Annotated in this window: 17 protein-coding genes and 1 riboswitch; of the genes, 9 read left to right on the forward strand and 8 right to left on the reverse strand. The window is 55.5% G+C overall.

What is annotated here, in order from left to right:
* The first annotated feature begins 318 nt into the window (after nucleotides 1-318).
* Complete coding sequence (gene purH / locus OGY15_RS02900; RefSeq protein WP_151218784.1) at nucleotides 319-1,908, forward strand: bifunctional phosphoribosylaminoimidazolecarboxamide formyltransferase/IMP cyclohydrolase; 1,590 nt, start codon at nucleotides 319-321, stop codon at nucleotides 1,906-1,908.
* Nucleotides 1,909-1,923: 15 nt separating this feature from the next.
* Entirely contained in the window at nucleotides 1,924-3,213 is a 1,290-nt protein-coding gene (gene purD, locus OGY15_RS02905; protein WP_286538169.1) for a phosphoribosylamine--glycine ligase, read from the forward strand.
* On the opposite strand, the gene zraR is transcribed toward purD, so the two are convergent.
* Both zraR and zraS read right to left on the reverse strand, forming a co-directional pair.
* Complete coding sequence (gene zraR / locus OGY15_RS02910) at nucleotides 3,210-4,535, reverse strand: sigma-54-dependent response regulator transcription factor ZraR (protein ID WP_151225117.1); 1,326 nt, start codon at nucleotides 4,533-4,535, stop codon at nucleotides 3,210-3,212. The two genes, purD and zraR, sit on opposite strands and share 4 nt — an antisense overlap.
* Nucleotides 4,536-4,540: 5 nt before the next feature.
* Entirely contained in the window at nucleotides 4,541-5,926 is a 1,386-nt protein-coding gene (zraS, locus tag OGY15_RS02915; RefSeq protein ID WP_151225115.1) for a two-component system sensor histidine kinase ZraS, read from the reverse strand.
* 57 nt (nucleotides 5,927-5,983) lie between these two features.
* On the opposite strand from zraS, the gene OGY15_RS02920 reads away from it, so the two are divergent.
* Nucleotides 5,984-6,172 carry a hypothetical protein gene (locus tag OGY15_RS02920; RefSeq protein ID WP_151218788.1) on the forward strand — a complete coding sequence of 63 codons (189 nt, stop codon included), beginning with the start codon at nucleotides 5,984-5,986 and terminating at the stop codon, nucleotides 6,170-6,172.
* A gap of 18 nt (nucleotides 6,173-6,190) precedes the next feature.
* Nucleotides 6,191-6,634 carry a zinc resistance sensor/chaperone ZraP gene (gene zraP / locus OGY15_RS02925; protein ID WP_187260363.1) on the forward strand — a complete coding sequence of 148 codons (444 nt, stop codon included), beginning with the start codon at nucleotides 6,191-6,193 and terminating at the stop codon, nucleotides 6,632-6,634.
* 23 nt (nucleotides 6,635-6,657) lie between these two features.
* Here the strand turns inward: zraP and OGY15_RS02930 are convergent, their stop codons facing one another.
* The 6 genes from OGY15_RS02930 to nudC form a co-directional block, all read right to left on the reverse strand.
* The gene (locus tag OGY15_RS02930; RefSeq protein ID WP_151218802.1) at nucleotides 6,658-7,350 is read right to left on the reverse strand and encodes a DUF1481 domain-containing protein; all 693 of its coding nucleotides are present in this window, start codon (nucleotides 7,348-7,350) and stop codon (nucleotides 6,658-6,660) included.
* An 11-nt stretch (nucleotides 7,351-7,361) separates the two neighbouring features.
* The gene (gene hupA, locus OGY15_RS02935) at nucleotides 7,362-7,634 is read right to left on the reverse strand and encodes a nucleoid-associated protein HU-alpha (protein WP_001044509.1); all 273 of its coding nucleotides are present in this window, start codon (nucleotides 7,632-7,634) and stop codon (nucleotides 7,362-7,364) included.
* Nucleotides 7,635-7,820: 186 nt separating this feature from the next.
* Nucleotides 7,821-8,411 (reverse strand): YjaG family protein, encoded by a 591-nt coding sequence (locus OGY15_RS02940; RefSeq protein ID WP_003842015.1) that lies wholly within the window; start codon nucleotides 8,409-8,411, stop codon nucleotides 7,821-7,823.
* Nucleotides 8,412-8,444: 33 nt separating this feature from the next.
* Nucleotides 8,445-9,125 carry a deoxyribonuclease V gene (gene nfi / locus OGY15_RS02945; protein WP_286538174.1) on the reverse strand — a complete coding sequence of 227 codons (681 nt, stop codon included), beginning with the start codon at nucleotides 9,123-9,125 and terminating at the stop codon, nucleotides 8,445-8,447.
* Entirely contained in the window at nucleotides 9,125-10,189 is a 1,065-nt protein-coding gene (gene hemE, locus OGY15_RS02950) for a uroporphyrinogen decarboxylase (RefSeq protein ID WP_151225111.1), read from the reverse strand. The genes nfi and hemE overlap by 1 nt, the downstream gene beginning before the upstream one ends.
* Before the next feature lie 50 nt (nucleotides 10,190-10,239).
* Entirely contained in the window at nucleotides 10,240-11,013 is a 774-nt protein-coding gene (nudC, locus tag OGY15_RS02955; protein WP_252839083.1) for an NAD(+) diphosphatase, read from the reverse strand.
* A 96-nt stretch (nucleotides 11,014-11,109) separates the two neighbouring features.
* Between nudC and rsd the strand changes: the two genes are divergently transcribed.
* From rsd to thiS, 5 genes are all read left to right on the forward strand, one after another.
* Nucleotides 11,110-11,598, forward strand: a complete 489-nt coding sequence (gene rsd / locus OGY15_RS02960; protein WP_151218792.1) for a sigma D regulator — start codon at nucleotides 11,110-11,112, stop codon at nucleotides 11,596-11,598.
* Between the two features lie 50 nt (nucleotides 11,599-11,648).
* A riboswitch (TPP riboswitch) is annotated at nucleotides 11,649-11,771 on the forward strand.
* A gap of 83 nt (nucleotides 11,772-11,854) precedes the next feature.
* On the forward strand, nucleotides 11,855-13,753 hold the full coding sequence (gene thiC / locus OGY15_RS02965; RefSeq protein ID WP_286538185.1) for a phosphomethylpyrimidine synthase ThiC: 1,899 nt from the start codon (nucleotides 11,855-11,857) through the stop codon (nucleotides 13,751-13,753).
* The gene (gene thiE / locus OGY15_RS02970; RefSeq protein ID WP_151218794.1) at nucleotides 13,753-14,388 is read left to right on the forward strand and encodes a thiamine phosphate synthase; all 636 of its coding nucleotides are present in this window, start codon (nucleotides 13,753-13,755) and stop codon (nucleotides 14,386-14,388) included. The genes thiC and thiE overlap by 1 nt, the downstream gene beginning before the upstream one ends.
* Complete coding sequence (locus OGY15_RS02975; protein WP_151218795.1) at nucleotides 14,381-15,139, forward strand: HesA/MoeB/ThiF family protein; 759 nt, start codon at nucleotides 14,381-14,383, stop codon at nucleotides 15,137-15,139. Before thiE ends, OGY15_RS02975 begins: the two co-directional genes overlap by 8 nt.
* A complete protein-coding gene (gene thiS / locus OGY15_RS02980) occupies nucleotides 15,120-15,320 on the forward strand; it encodes a sulfur carrier protein ThiS (RefSeq protein WP_151218796.1) in 201 nt (66 codons plus the stop codon). Before OGY15_RS02975 ends, thiS begins: the two co-directional genes overlap by 20 nt.

Genomic DNA, 15,320 nt, shown 5'->3' on the forward strand with positions numbered 1-15,320 from the left:
CCTGCAGCCCGCAACCCTTAAATGACAGAAAAATGACTGAGTGCTGCATTCCACAGCAAAACCCCGCTTTATACCCATTTGCACACAGAGTTATCCACAAACTCACCCATTACTTCTGCGATCCTTTCTGTATATGTACAGTCTTCAGCGGTCGAAACGAGGGACAAAAGTGAAAAATAAAAATTCGCGAGCGTTGCGCAAACGTTTTCGTTACAATGCCCCCGCACAACAAGGATGCCCCGTAAGGGGCGTTAGCTGAGTTTTTAGCCAAGAATTCACCTAACGCTCTCTGTAATAGTCAAATCCAGGGGATTTACCATGCAACAACGTCGTCCAGTCCGCCGCGCTCTGCTCAGTGTTTCTGACAAGGCCGGTATCATCGAATTCGCTCAGGCACTTTCCGCACGCGGTGTGGAGCTACTGTCTACAGGTGGCACTGCCCGCCTGTTAGCGGAGAAAGGTCTGCCAGTGACCGAAGTTTCCGATTACACCGGCTTCCCGGAAATGATGGATGGACGCGTGAAGACCCTGCATCCAAAAGTCCACGGCGGCATTCTTGGTCGCCGTGGTCAGGATGACGGAATAATGGAGCAACATGGTATCGCGCCTATCGATATGGTGGTTGTTAACTTGTACCCGTTCGCCCAGACCGTCGCCCGCGAAGGCTGTTCTCTGGAAGATGCCGTAGAGAACATTGATATCGGCGGCCCGACCATGGTGCGCTCTGCAGCCAAGAACCATAAAGATGTAGCTATCGTTGTGAAGAGCAGCGACTACGATGCCATTATTAAAGAGATGGATGCCAACGATGGTTCTCTGACCCTCGACACGCGTTTCGATCTCGCGATTAAAGCCTTCGAACACACCGCCGCTTACGACAGCATGATCGCCAACTACTTTGGCAGCATGGTTCCGGCCTATCACGGCGAAAGCAAAGAAGCCGCCGGTCGCTTCCCACGTACGCTGAACCTGAACTTCATTAAGAAGCAGGATATGCGTTACGGCGAGAACAGCCACCAGCAGGCTGCCTTCTATATAGAAGAGAATGTTAAAGAAGCCTCCGTTGCCACCGCGCAGCAGGTACAGGGCAAAGCACTTTCCTACAACAACATCGCCGATACCGATGCGGCGCTGGAGTGCGTGAAAGAGTTCAGCGAACCGGCATGCGTTATCGTTAAGCACGCAAACCCGTGCGGTGTAGCGGTAAGCACCTCTATTCTTGACGCTTACGACCGCGCTTACAAAACCGACCCAACCTCCGCATTCGGCGGCATCATCGCTTTTAACCGCGAGCTGGATGCTGAAACCGCGCAGGCGATTATCTCCCGCCAGTTCGTGGAAGTGATCATCGCGCCTTCCGCCACCGAAGAAGCATTGAAAATTACCGCTGCCAAGCAGAACGTTCGCGTGCTGGTTTGCGGCCAATGGGCGCAGCGCGTACCGGGTCTGGACTTCAAGCGTGTGAACGGCGGCCTGCTGGTCCAGGACCGCGACCTCGGTATGGTGAGCGAAGCTGAACTGCGCGTGGTAACCAAACGCCAGCCGACCGAGCAAGAACTGCGTGATGCGCTGTTCTGCTGGAAAGTGGCAAAATTTGTGAAATCCAACGCCATTGTTTACGCCAAAGAGAACATGACTATCGGCATAGGCGCAGGCCAGATGAGCCGCGTGTACTCAGCCAAAATCGCCGGGATTAAGGCCGCCGACGAAGGTCTGGAAGTGAAAGGTTCCTCTATGGCTTCCGACGCCTTCTTCCCGTTCCGCGATGGGATTGATGCCGCTGCTGCCGCTGGCGTAACCTGCGTGATCCAACCGGGCGGTTCAATCCGCGATGACGAAGTGATTGCCGCCGCAGACGAGCACGGTATCGCGATGGTATTCACCGACATGCGCCACTTCCGCCATTAATCCACGGAGCAGACGATGAAAATATTAGTGATTGGCAATGGCGGGCGCGAGCACGCCCTCGCCTGGAAAGCGGCGCAGTCGCCCAAAGTCGAAACGGTATTTGTCGCCCCGGGCAACGCGGGCACCGCGCTGGAACCCACGCTACAAAACGTGGCCATCGGCGTAACGGATATTCCGGCGCTGCTGAGCTTTGCCCAGAACGAGAAGATCGATCTGACCATCGTTGGTCCGGAAGCGCCGCTGGTGATTGGTGTGGTTGATGCATTCCGCGCCGCCGGTCTGAAAATCTTCGGCCCAACCGAAGGTGCCGCGCAGCTGGAAGGCTCCAAAGCCTTCACCAAAGATTTTCTTGCGCGCCATCAGATTCCAACGGCGGAGTACCAAAACTTCACCGAAATCGAACCTGCGCTGGCTTACCTGCGCGAGAAAGGCGCGCCGATCGTTATCAAAGCCGACGGTCTGGCCGCCGGTAAAGGCGTGATTGTGGCGATGACGCTGGAGGAAGCGGAAGCCGCGGTTCATGACATGCTGGCCGGTAACGCGTTTGGCGACGCGGGCCACCGCATCGTTATCGAAGAGTTCCTCGACGGTGAAGAAGCGAGCTTTATCGTGATGGTCGATGGCGAGCACGTGCTGCCGATGGCCACCAGCCAGGACCACAAACGCGTGGGCAACGGCGATACCGGTCCGAACACCGGCGGGATGGGTGCCTACTCTCCAGCACCGGTAGTGACTGACGAAGTCCACCAGCGCACCATGGAACGCATCATCTGGCCAACGGTGAAAGGCATGGCGGCGGAAGGTAACACCTACACCGGTTTCCTCTATGCGGGTCTGATGATCGACAAGCAGGGTAACCCGAAGGTTATCGAGTTCAACTGCCGCTTCGGCGATCCGGAAACCCAGCCGATCATGCTGCGCATGAAGTCCGATCTGGTGGAGCTGTGCCTCGCCGCCTGTGACGGCAAGCTGGATGAGAAAACCTCCGAGTGGGACGAACGCGCATCTCTGGGTGTGGTCATTGCCGCCGGAGGTTATCCGGGCAATTACAATACCGGCGATGAAATCCACGGCCTGCCGCTGGAAGACGTCACTGACGGTAAAGTGTTCCACGCCGGCACCAAACTGTCTGCTGACGATCGCGTGCTGACCAACGGCGGTCGCGTACTGTGTGCAACCGCGCTGGGTAACACCGTGGCAGAAGCGCAGAAACGCGCCTACGCCCTGATGACAGGCATCCGCTGGGACGGCTGCTTCAGCCGTAACGACATCGGCTGGCGCGCTATCGAACGTGAGCAAAACTAACGGCTGAGCTTAGCCAGCAGTGTTTTGCGCGTAATACCTAACTGACGGGCGGCTTCGGTTTTATTGCCGCCCGTTTTCTCCAGTGCAGCCAGAATCACCTCTTTTTCGACATCCACCAGCGGTTGGATCTCGCCACTGTATTCCGTTTTTATCGGCGTCGCAGCAATCGCCATTGGCAGCTCACGTTCAGAAATATATTCCCCCGTTAGCAGCACCACCGATCGCTCAATCGCATTTTCCAGCTCACGGATATTGCCCGGCCAGTCGTAATGGATCAGGAGATCCATCGCCTGCGGAGTAAAGCCTTTCACCGCTTTTCGGTTACGCTCGGCAAAACGCTGGAGAAAATATTCGGCCAGCAGTGGAATATCTTCCCGACGCTGGCGCAATGCTGGCATTTCAATGGTGACGACGTTCAGGCGATAGTAGAGATCCTGGCGAAAGCGCCCGGCACTGACTTCCTCCGCCAGATCTCGATGCGTGGCGGCGATCAGCCGGACATCAACTGCAATGGTCTGGTTGCTGCCAACCCGCTGTACTTCCCGCTCCTGGATCGCTCGCAGCAGACGCACCTGCATCAGCGGTGAGATATCGCCAATTTCATCAAGAAACAGCGTGCCACCATCGGCTTCCACAAAGCGACCTTCCCGGCGTTTATCCGCCCCGGTAAACGCACCTTTCTCGTGACCGAACAGCTCAGATTCCAGCAAAGATTCATTGAGTGCCGCGCAGTTCAGCGTGACCAGTGGCTTATCGCTGCGTGCGCTGCTGGCATGTAGCGCCCGGGCCACCAGTTCTTTGCCCGTCCCGGAGTCTCCGTGGATGAGCACCGTGGCGTCCGAGGGCGCAACCATCGCAATTTCGTTGAGCAACTGCTGCATCGCCGGACTACGACCAATCATGCCAAACTGCGCCGCCGACGCTGACGGCAATTCAGCGCTCGTTTCCCGCGTGTGCGCCAGCGCTTTTTCCAGCGTCTCCTGCAGCCGGTCAAAGTCCAGCGGTTTGATCAAGTAGTCCAGCGCCCCGGTTTTCAGCGCCTCAACGGCAGTCTCCACGCTGGAGAACGCCGTCATGATCAATACCGGAATCGCCGGATTCAGCGCTTTAATCTCTTTCAGCGTAGCGATACCGTCCATCTCTGCCATGCGCACATCACACAGCACTAAATCAAATACACGTTCGCGCACCTGTTCCAGCGCCGCTCGCCCGCTATAAGCCAACGCAACGTCATAACCCCAGCCGCGCAGCAGCGCCTGTAAAATGGTGCAGTGGCTGATATCGTCATCCACCACCAGAATAGTGATTTTTCCGTGCGTCATCCTTGTTAATCCTGTTGTTTCGCTTTAGTCGGCAGCCAAAAGGTAAAGGTCGCGCCTTTGCCCTCAACGCTTGCCACCTGAATGGTGCCGCCGTGCTGTTCAACTATATTCTGCACCACCGCCAGCCCGAGGCCGGTGCCGTCAGCTTTGGTCGTAAAGTAAGGCGTAAAAATGGCCTCCAGCTGTTCTGGAGCAATCCCCTTCCCGCTATCGGTCACCACGATTTTAACGCGATCGCCGCTGCTTTCACTTGCTTCAACCACTATTGTGCCCTGACGACCAATGGCATGAATGGCGTTCAGATACAGATTCAACAAAATCTGCGTCAGCCGGTCGGGGTCGGCCTGAATCGCGGGCAGCGTAGGATTAGCCGAAAAACGGAGCTGGATTTCGCGACTTGCCGCATCCTGGCTCACCAGATGTAATGAGTGGGTGATAACCTTGTTAAGATCCACCTGTTGCAGCGTCAGATGCGCTGGCTTCACCAGCTCCAGCAATTCGCTCACCACCCGATTTAAACGGTCCGCTTCTTTCGCCATTACCTGAGCCAACTCATGTGACTCGCCACCTGGCGGGGTTCGTTCGGCAAAATATTTTGCTAAACCTTTGATGGATGAAAGCGGGTTACGAATTTCATGTGCGACTCCGGCCGCCAGGTGTCCGAGCGCCATCAGTTTTTCTTTACGCTTCATCGCATCCTGCAGTTCTTTGTACGAACGCTGATAGCGCTGATACCAGAAGAACGTCAGCACGGTGGCCAGTAACACGGCTGCCAGCGCGGACAGGACAATCAGGGTGTTACGCCACTCTCTTGCCTGAGTCGCTGCCAGATCGCTGGCATCAAAGGCGATAAATATGGTTTGTGCAGGGATGTTAAGCTGCCTGTCATCGTTGGCGCAACGCGCCATGCCATGACGTCCTGGACCATACGTCGGCTGAAACTGGCGATAAATTTCCAGGGCCGGCGTGTTTTCACCGCTCCCCACTGGAATGTCAATATTTCGCCAGTTTTCTTGTTCTCCGGGATTAAGCTGCCGCAGGACATCCGGTGAATAGAGCGTTTTCCCGACCATCGCGGAATTGCTGTGAGTAATAACAACGCCATGCTCATCAACAACGGCAAACCATAGCACGCCTGGTTGTACGGCCATTTGTTCCAGCAGCGTCTGCTGTTGAGCATGATGCATGCGCATCCCCATACCTACGCGCGTACCAGACTCCAGAGCGCGAATGAGCACGCTGCCTTTTTCCAGTAGCGTTTGCCGTGCAGCACCGCTTTCCCGCCCATAGTCCCGAATGGTCATAACCGAAAACCAGCCGACCAAAATCAGGATTGCCGCCAGCAAGAGTCGGCTCAACCACTTTGCAGCCGTGTCCTTATAAAGACGCATACGCTCTCCCTTTACCCTACCTGTTCCTTTCATCGTTACAGGTATACAGCAGAAATCATGCCATTTTTTCCTCCTGATAACCCTGCCCTCAAACACAAACTGCTGAAAGTACCGGGTAAAAATGACCCGCTGGCGCGTTCTGGCGAGTCATTTTTACCCGTTTTCCTGCAAAGACGACACGTACAACGCCCGCAGGACAGGGATTGCCGCTTTGGCACGGAAGATGCAAAAGGGAATGTAAGCTAACCAACAGGAGAATGAACAATGAAACGGAACAACAAACTGGCACTGATTGCACTCTCTCTTCTGGCTCTGGGCTCTACCCCAGCGCTGGCACAGCATCACTGGGGGTATGGTGATGGCATGCAGCAGCGGGGCGGTGCGCCAATGACCGCTGAGCAGCAGGCAACCGCGCAGAAAATCTATGATGATTACTACTCACAGACCAGCGCATTGCGCCAACAGTTGACCTCCAAACGTTATGAGTACAACGCGTTGTTAACAGCCAGCTCGCCAGACACGGCAAAAATTAACGCCGTGGCAAAAGAGATGGAAGCGTTGAATCAGTCCCTGGATGAGCAGCGTGTTAAACGCGATGTCGCCATGGCGCAGGCAGGCGTGCCTCGCGGAGCGGGAATGGGTTACGGTGGATGCGGCGGTGGCGGTAACCATCGCGGCGGCGGCCATATGGGAATGGGCCACTGGTAACAGTATTACCTGATGGCAGATTATCAGAAGGTTTTGGCTGTAGGCTGCCAGCGACAAAAATCTTCATTAGCGACCAGCAGTAGCTGCGACCCTTCGGGCGCTTCCAGCCATGCCACACTCACCTCGACGGATGAATGGCTCTGGCGGCGCTCAATATGGTTTATCGCCCACGATTCCAGATCGGGTTTCAGCGTCTCACCTTCACAGGTCGTAACCGTGTGATTCGCATGCCAGCGTCCCTGATGCAGTATCACCCGTCCCTGACGCAACGCATCGCTTGTCTGGCGGATTTGATCGGCTCGATAGCGGTAAAGCGCGATTTGATCGCTGGAAAGCTGCTGCTTAAGACCGTCGACTTCACGCTGCATGAAACTCAGCTCACCCCGGTCATCGAAGCGTATACGGACATGTTCTTGGGGTTTACTGTAGGTGTTGAGTTCTATCAAAGAGAGCGTATCACCCTGCCAGCGATATTCACTGGTGGTGGTATCACCTTTACGCCACGGACTAAATACCGAGAGCAAGTGAACACCGTCGCTGGAATCTTTACGCCAAATGCGTACTGCCCCCTGATCGCCAACATAGCCGCTGGCTGTGAACGGAGGAAGCTCAGAGTGGCGACTACAGGCAGACAGTAACAGAACACCTGAAAGCCAAAGCGAGTGACGCCAGATGGACAAAAGGGGCGAAACCGCCCCTTCGATAAAACTGTTCACTGCCACGCGAATTACTTAACCGCGTCTTTCAGTGCTTTACCAGAAACAAATGCCGGTACGTTAGCTGCGGCAATTTTGATTTCTTTACCGGTCTGCGGGTTGCGGCCAGTACGCTCAGCACGGTGGTTCACTTTGAAGGTACCGAAACCAACCAGTTGTACAGCATCGCCTTCTTTCAGAGACTCAGTAATAGCAGCCAGAGTGGATTCCAGAGCAGCTTTAGCCTGTGTTTTAGACAGTTCTGCTTTGTCTGCAATTACATCAATCAGTTGAGTCTTGTTCATAAGTTATCCTTACAATGTGTTTATCGCTTGCTAAGCATCGAGTGCGACGGAAATGCCAGAAAAGCACTCTCCTGCATACACGCACCGATAGCCACTTTTTTTCGCCCCCCAAATGTAGACCAGACCAGGGGCAGATGGGAAGCCTTCAGGCATGACAAATCAGGCGTTAAATCACGTTTTGTGGTGTCATTGCTGAAAATTTATACCAATATTGCTCTCGCCAGCCTCGCGCAGGTCTGCACGAAGCCCTTTTATCAGCTCAATATCGCGTTCTTCACAATCGGCTAAAAGTCGGAATATTTCCCACTGAATATCCCATTCTTGCTCAACGGCTGGGTTCTCTTTGAGCTCTTCATCGGTCATTTCGCGACCAGCTTGCGTCATTTCCAGCATCGCGACGGTGGTAATAGAAGCCTTACTGACTTCAATTGCGTGTTCCAGCGTTTCACCACTCAGACGCGAATGCATCAGTTCGCTTAATGCCACACAGGCATCGATCGCCGGGTACACGCCGTACAGATCGTAATCATCTGCAGAAGGAATGGCCTCTTCAAACTTTTCCAACTGACTATCGAAATTGATTTTCGCGTCTTTCACCGTCAACGCTTCCCAAATAAGATCCAGAATTCGGCGATAAATCTGACCATCGCCAAATTCGGTTTGCTTGCAGAACATAGCGTAGTTTGGGTACATGCGCTCGCACAGACAGGCCATAAACGTAACATGCTGCCAGCTTTCCAGCTTCTCCAGACGCAGGTGAATCGGGTTTTGTAACATGATGAGTTCTCAAATACGGAAATTAGCGGCAGTTTACCCGATATGGGGCGTTTTTGCTGCAAGCCGCGTAAAAGCCGGGCGTTCAGATGCGACCGCATCTGCCCAGCGTGTTGGTTCCGGCAGACGATAACCGTTCATACAGCGTTGTACCCATGCCAACGCGCGGTCCAGGCTCACGCGATGACCCGTAGAGATAAACAACGGGTTACAGCGTGCTTTGCTGCGCCAGACCCACGCCAGCTGTTCGTCTTTATCCAGCAACGGCGCTAGCGCTCCGGGTTCGGCAGCGAGCGGCTCAAACTTGCCGCATAACCGTTTTTTCGCCACGCCAATCGTCGGGACATCCACCAGCAGACCAAAATGGCTGGCTACGCCCAGGCGACGCGGGTGAGAGATACCGTGACCGTCAACGAACAGCAGATCGGGCTTGTGCGAGAGCAACTGCCAGGCAGCCATCAACGCGGGCGTTTCACGAAAGGAGAGAAAGCCTGGAATGTAAGGCATGGTGGTGGCGATTCGCGCCACCTTGTATTCAACCAGTTCCAGCGTCGGGTATTTCAGTAAGACCATTGCGGCCCGCGTCACTTCGCCGCCCTGCTCAAACCCTACGTCCGCCCCGCCGATCAGAGCCGGAGGATCGTTCTGCAGGCGATCCTCGCGGATCACCGAAGAGGCCAGTTCAAGCTGCTGCGCGCGCAGCGACGCGAGATCCATTAGCGGTGGTACTGCGCCGACAGGCGATGTACCGCCTCGACAAAGACACCCGCATGTTCTGGCGGTACATCCTGATGAATGCCATGGCCCAGGTTAAAGACATGGCCTTCACCCTGACCAAATCCGGCCAGAATTGTCGCCACTTCTTCTTCGATGCGGGCTGGCGGCGCATACAGCATGGATGGATCCATATTGCCCTGTAGCGCCACTTTATGACCCACACGACGACGCGCGTCGGCAATATCAGTGGTCCAGTCGAGGCCTAACGCATCACAGCCGGTTTCTGCCATCGCTTCCAGCCACTGACCGCCGCCTTTGGTGAACAGCGTCACCGGTACACGACGACCGTCGTTCTCGCGCAGCAGACCATCGACGATTTTGTGCATGTAGTACAGGGAGAACTGCTGATAGTCGCGACCGGTCAGCACACCGCCCCAGGTATCGAAAATCATCACCGACTGCGCGCCCGCTTTGATCTGCGCGTTCAGGTACAGCGTGACGCTCTTCGCCAGCTTATCCAGCAGCAGATGCAGCGCTTTTGGATCGGCATACATCATCTTTTTAATCACGGTGAAGGCCTTGCTGCTACCGCCTTCGACCATATAGGTCGCCAGCGTCCACGGGCTACCGGAGAAGCCGATCAGCGGCACTTCGCCTTTCAGTTCACGCCGAATCGTGCGCACCGCATTCATCACATAACCCAGCCCATCTTCCGGGTCCGGGATCGGCAGTTTGTCGACATCAGCCTTGCTGGTAATCGGTGAGGTAAAACGTGGACCTTCTCCGGCTTCAAAATACAGCCCAAGCCCCATCGCATCCGGAATCGTCAGGATATCCGAGAAGAGGATCGCGGCATCAAGCTTATAACGACGCAGCGGCTGCAGCGTGACTTCGCAGGCCAGCTCGGCATTTTTGCACAGCGCCATAAAATCGCCCGCCTCGGCGCGCGTGGCTTTATATTCCGGTAGATAGCGGCCCGCCTGGCGCATCATCCATACCGGAGTGACATCAACGGGCTGGCGCAGCAGCGCACGCAGATAACGATCGTTCTTCAGTTCGGTCATTTTTGCAGTTCCTTATTGCGTCAGTCCATCAGTGTATCATCACTCGTTCTTTACTCGTACTCAGCCCGACACATTGCCACAGTGTCTTCAATCAATCGACGCGCGACGGTGCCTGGCGGGGGAAGCAGCGGTAAATTATCGTAGCGATACCAGTTCGCCTCCAGCAGTTCTTTCGGGTCGATAACAATCTCCCCGCTATCATACTCTGCCATAAATGCGGTCATCAAAGACTGTGGAAACGGCCACGGCTGAGAAGTGACATAGCGCAGGTTTTTAACCTTAATGCCGCTCTCTTCCATGACTTCACGCGCCACCGCCTGTTCAAGGGTCTCACCCACTTCGACAAAGCCCGCCAGCACGGTATGCACGCCGTTGCGATGGCGAACATGTTGGGCAAGCAAGATAGCGTCGTCACGGCGGATAGCGACGATAATGCAGGGGGCAATTTGCGGGTAGTAGCGTTCCCGGCAGTGGCTGCACAGCATCGCCCATTCCGTTTTACTCGGGTGCATCGTGTGCCCACAGTAGCCGCAGAATTTATGCGAGCGGTAAAACTCAGCCAGCTGTACGCCGCGTCCGGCCAGTTGAAACAGGCCAACATCCTGGTCTATAACCTGGCGCACCGACCCCATATCGTGTCGACGTTGCTGCTGCACCAGCCAGACCGTTTCCCCTTCCCATTCGCCGATAGAAAGTGCGCGCTGCCCGATCAGATCAAAACGTGCCGCGTCACCGTGAGGCAGTTCACCATGCGGCAACCATAACTTTTGCTCATGACTGACAATCCACCAGCCGCTATCTAATTTTTCAATTATACGATCCATATCTCTTGCGCAACCTTTGCTTCACAGGCATGTTGTTTACATTATTTTTACATTTACGGGTGAGCAGTTCTTAAACACCATCTTGCGGAGTCAATCATGTTAAACCAGCTGGAAAGCCTGACGGAGCACGTCGGAGGAAGTAATAAACTGGTTGATCGCTGGCTACATGTACGTAAGCACCTGCTCGTGGCTTACTACAATCTGGTTGGCATTAAGCCTGGCAAAGAATCGTACATGCGGCTCAATGAAAAGGCGCTGGATGATTTTTGTCAGAGCCTGGTCGATTACCTCTCCACCGGACACTTCAGTATTTATGAACGTATTCTCCATAAATTGGAAGGGAACGGGCAGCTTTTAAAAGCGACAAAAATTTGGCCGCTGCTGGAAGCCAACACACAACAGATCATGGACTACTATGACACCAGTCTGGAGACCGCCATTGATCATGATAACTTCCTTGAATTTCAACAGGCTTTATCAGATATCGGCGAGGCGCTGGAAGCCAGGTTCGTACTCGAAGATAAGCTGATCATGCTGGTATTTGATGCGATGCACGAGAGTGGCACTCTCAAACGTCCTGCTTGAGATTTGTCGCATTAACGCGTAATTTACATTCATTACCTCTTTACTGAGGTTACTTCTTGTCGGAGTGCTTATTTTCCACAACAGCATGAGTGGAAAAGGCTGAGACCGTTAATTCGGGATCCGCGGAACCTGATCAGGTTAAAACCTGCGAAGGGAACAAGAGTCAATCTGCAATAGCATCGCCCCCGGGCGAGCTTATCTCTTGCTTCATCCGTCGTCTGACAAGCCATATCCTTACTTTTATTTGGAATGAGCTATGTCTGCCACTACTAAACCATCACGCCGCGAACAGCGCGCTCAAGCCCAACACTTTATCGATACCCTGGAAGGGACCGCCTTTCCGAACTCAAAACGCATCTACATCACCGGCTCGCAGGCGGATATCCGCGTCCCTATGCGCGAAATCCAACTTAGCCCGACGCTGATTGGCGGCAGCAAAGACAATCCGCAATTTGAAGATAACGAAGCCGTACCGGTGTACGACACCTCCGGACCGTATGGCGATCCTGACGTGGCGATTAACGTCCAGCTGGGGCTGGCGAAACTGCGCCAGCCGTGGATTGTGGCGCGTAACGATAGCGAAGAATTAGACGACCGTAGCTCCGCTTACACCAAAGAGCGCCTGGCCGACGATGGCCTGGACGAGCTACGTTTCAGCGGCCTGCTGACGCCAAAGCGCGCCAAAACCGGTAAGCGCGTGACCCAACTGCATTACGCCCGTCAGGGGATTGTCACGCCGGAAATGGAGTTTATCGCTATCCGTGAAAACATGGGGCGCGAGCGTATTCGTAGTGAAGTGCTGCACCACCAGCATCCGGGGATGAACTTTGGCGCTCGCCTGCCGGAAAATATCACTCCGGAATTCGTGCGTGATGAAGTCGCTGCAGGCCGGGCGATTATTCCTGCTAACATCAACCACCCGGAATCCGAGCCGATGATCATCGGCCGCAACTTCCTGGTAAAGGTGAACGCCAACATCGGTAACTCGGCGGTCACCTCCTCTATCGAAGAAGAGGTCGAAAAGCTGGTATGGTCAACCCGCTGGGGAGCAGATACGGTGATGGACCTCTCCACCGGTCGCTATATTCACGAAACCCGCGAGTGGATCCTGCGTAACAGCCCGGTGCCGATAGGCACCGTACCGATCTACCAAGCGCTGGAGAAGGTCAATGGGATCGCCGAAGATCTCACCTGGGAAGCATTCCGCGATACGTTGCTGGAACAAGCTGAACAGGGCGTCGACTACTTCACCATTCACGCGGGCGTGCTGCTGCGCTACGTGCCGATGACCGCTAAACGTCTGACCGGAATTGTCTCGCGCGGCGGCTCAATCATGGCGAAATGGTGCCTCTCCCATCACAAAGAGAACTTCCTGTTTGAACATTTCCGTGAGATTTGCGAAATCTGCGCCGCCTACGACGTTTCACTCTCTCTTGGCGATGGTCTGCGTCCGGGTTCGATTCAGGATGCCAACGACGAAGCGCAGTTCGCCGAACTGCATACGCTGGGCGAGCTGACCAAAATCGCCTGGGAATACGACGTGCAGGTGATGATCGAAGGCCCAGGGCATGTACCGATGCAGATGATCCAGCGCAACATGACCGAAGAACTGGAACACTGCCACGAGGCGCCGTTCTACACCTTAGGGCCGCTCACCACCGACATCGCGCCGGGCTATGACCACTTCACCTCCGGCATTGGCGCGGCGATGATCGGTTGGTTTGGCTGCGCGATGCTGTGCTACGTCACACCAAAAGAACATCTCGGTTTACCGAACAAAGAAGATGTGAAACAGGGGCTGATCACCTACAAGATCGCCGCTCACGCCGCTGACCTCGCCAAAGGGCATCCGGGCGCGCAGATCCGCGATAACGCGATGTCGAAAGCACGCTTCGAATTCCGCTGGGAAGATCAGTTTAACCTCGCGCTCGACCCGTTCACCGCCCGCGCTTATCACGATGAAACCCTGCCGCAGGAGTCCGGTAAGGTCGCCCACTTCTGCTCCATGTGCGGGCCGAAGTTCTGCTCGATGAAAATCAGCCAGGAAGTGCGTGATTATGCCGCCGCGCAAACCATTGAATTGGGGATGGCGGATATGTCGGAAAACTTCCGCGCCAAAGGCGGCGAAATCTACCTTAAAAAAGAGGAGGCGTAATGTACCAGCCTGATTTCCCGACCGTGCCGTTCCGCCTCGGGCTTTATCCGGTGGTGGATAGCGTGGCATGGATTGAGCGTCTACTGGAGGCGGGCGTGCGCACGATCCAGTTGCGTATCAAAGATAAACGCGATGAAGAGGTGGAAGCGGATGTTATCGCTGCCATCGCGCTGGGGCGTCGTTATGACGCCCGCCTGTTTATCAACGACTACTGGCGGCTGGCGATTAAGCACAACGCCTACGGCGTGCATCTGGGCCAGGAAGATCTCGAAACTACCGATCTGCAGGCCATTCAGGCGGCGGGCTTACGCCTGGGGGTTTCCACCCACGATGATATGGAGATAGACGTCGCACTGGCCGCTAAGCCTTCTTACATCGCACTCGGCCACGTTTTCCCCACGCAAACCAAGCAGATGCCTTCCGCTCCGCAGGGGCTGACACAGCTGGCGGGTCATATTGCGCGTCTGGCCGACTATCCAACCGTCGCCATCGGCGGCATCAGTCTGGAACGTGCGCCCGCGGTGCTGGCAACCGGCGTCGGCAGCATTGCCGTGGTCAGCGCTATCACCCTTGCGGCCGACTGGCAGGCAGCCACGGCGCAGCTGCTCGACATAGCAGGAGTCGGCGATGAATGACCGCGACTTTATGCGCTACAGCCGCCAGATTCTGCTTGGCGATATCGCGATTGAGGGCCAGCAAAAGTTGCTCGACAGCCATGTGCTGATTGTCGGTTTAGGCGGGCTTGGTTCGCCTGCCGCGTTGTATCTGGCGGGAGCAGGTGTCGGCACGCTGACGTTGGCGGACGATGACGACGTTCATCTGAGCAATCTGCAACGGCAAATATTGTTCACCACCGACGACATTGCTCGCCCAAAAGCACAGGCGGCAGAACGCCACCTGGCACGTCTTAACCCGGACAGCGAGCTGGTCGTCCTTGAACAGCGACTGACGGGTGAGGCGCTGCGGCATGCGGTTGCGCGGGCCGACGTGGTGCTCGACTGTACCGACAACATGGCCACGCGTCAGGAAATTAACGCCGCCTGCGTGGCGCTGAATACGCCTTTGGTTACCGCCAGCGCCGTGGGTTTCGGCGGCCAGTTGATGGTACTCACCCCGCCGTGGGAACAAGGCTGTTACCGCTGCCTGTGGCCGGATGATGTCGAACCTGAACGCAACTGCCGTACCGCCGGTATCATCGGCCCGGTTGTCGGCGTGATGGGCACCTTGCAGGCGCTGGAAGCCATCAAACTGCTTAGCGGCATTGCGACGCCCAGCGGCGAGTTACGCCTTTTTGACGGTAAAACCAGCCAGTGGCGCAGCCTTGCGCTGCGTCGGGCCAATGGCTGCCAGGTATGCGGAGGGCAACATGCAGATTCAGTTCAATGATGAGCCGATGCAGTGCGCCGAGGGACAAACCGTCAGCGGGCTGCTCACCGAGCTTAATCAGCTCAAACCGGGCGCGGCGCTGGCGCTCAATCAGCAGATTCTGCCGCGCGAGCAGTGGCAGCAGCATATCATGCAGGAAGGCGACCAGATCCTGCTTTTTCAGGTTATTGCAGGGGGTTGA

The sequence above is a fragment of the Citrobacter sp. Cu231 genome, assembly GCF_030332265.1.
GTDB lineage: Bacteria > Pseudomonadota > Gammaproteobacteria > Enterobacterales > Enterobacteriaceae > Citrobacter > Citrobacter meridianamericanus.

Excerpts from the sequence above, each read along its gene's own strand:
- purH (WP_151218784.1), top strand. The coding sequence starts at position 319 with ATGCAACAACGTCGTCCAGTCCGCCGCGCTCTGCTCAGTGTTTCTGAC.
- purD (WP_286538169.1), top strand. The coding sequence starts at position 1,924 with ATGAAAATATTAGTGATTGGCAATGGCGGGCGCGAGCACGCCCTCGCC.
- zraR (WP_151225117.1), bottom strand. The coding sequence starts at position 4,535 with ATGACGCACGGAAAAATCACTATTCTGGTGGTGGATGACGATATCAGC.
- zraS (WP_151225115.1), bottom strand. The coding sequence starts at position 5,926 with ATGCGTCTTTATAAGGACACGGCTGCAAAGTGGTTGAGCCGACTCTTG.
- OGY15_RS02920 (WP_151218788.1), top strand. The coding sequence starts at position 5,984 with ATGCCATTTTTTCCTCCTGATAACCCTGCCCTCAAACACAAACTGCTG.
- zraP (WP_187260363.1), top strand. The coding sequence starts at position 6,191 with ATGAAACGGAACAACAAACTGGCACTGATTGCACTCTCTCTTCTGGCT.
- hupA (WP_001044509.1), bottom strand. The coding sequence starts at position 7,634 with ATGAACAAGACTCAACTGATTGATGTAATTGCAGACAAAGCAGAACTG.
- OGY15_RS02940 (WP_003842015.1), bottom strand. The coding sequence starts at position 8,411 with ATGTTACAAAACCCGATTCACCTGCGTCTGGAGAAGCTGGAAAGCTGG.
- nfi (WP_286538174.1), bottom strand. The coding sequence starts at position 9,125 with ATGGATCTCGCGTCGCTGCGCGCGCAGCAGCTTGAACTGGCCTCTTCG.
- hemE (WP_151225111.1), bottom strand. The coding sequence starts at position 10,189 with ATGACCGAACTGAAGAACGATCGTTATCTGCGTGCGCTGCTGCGCCAG.
- nudC (WP_252839083.1), bottom strand. The coding sequence starts at position 11,013 with ATGGATCGTATAATTGAAAAATTAGATAGCGGCTGGTGGATTGTCAGT.
- rsd (WP_151218792.1), top strand. The coding sequence starts at position 11,110 with ATGTTAAACCAGCTGGAAAGCCTGACGGAGCACGTCGGAGGAAGTAAT.
- thiC (WP_286538185.1), top strand. The coding sequence starts at position 11,855 with ATGTCTGCCACTACTAAACCATCACGCCGCGAACAGCGCGCTCAAGCC.
- thiE (WP_151218794.1), top strand. The coding sequence starts at position 13,753 with ATGTACCAGCCTGATTTCCCGACCGTGCCGTTCCGCCTCGGGCTTTAT.
- OGY15_RS02975 (WP_151218795.1), top strand. The coding sequence starts at position 14,381 with ATGAATGACCGCGACTTTATGCGCTACAGCCGCCAGATTCTGCTTGGC.
- thiS (WP_151218796.1), top strand. The coding sequence starts at position 15,120 with ATGCAGATTCAGTTCAATGATGAGCCGATGCAGTGCGCCGAGGGACAA.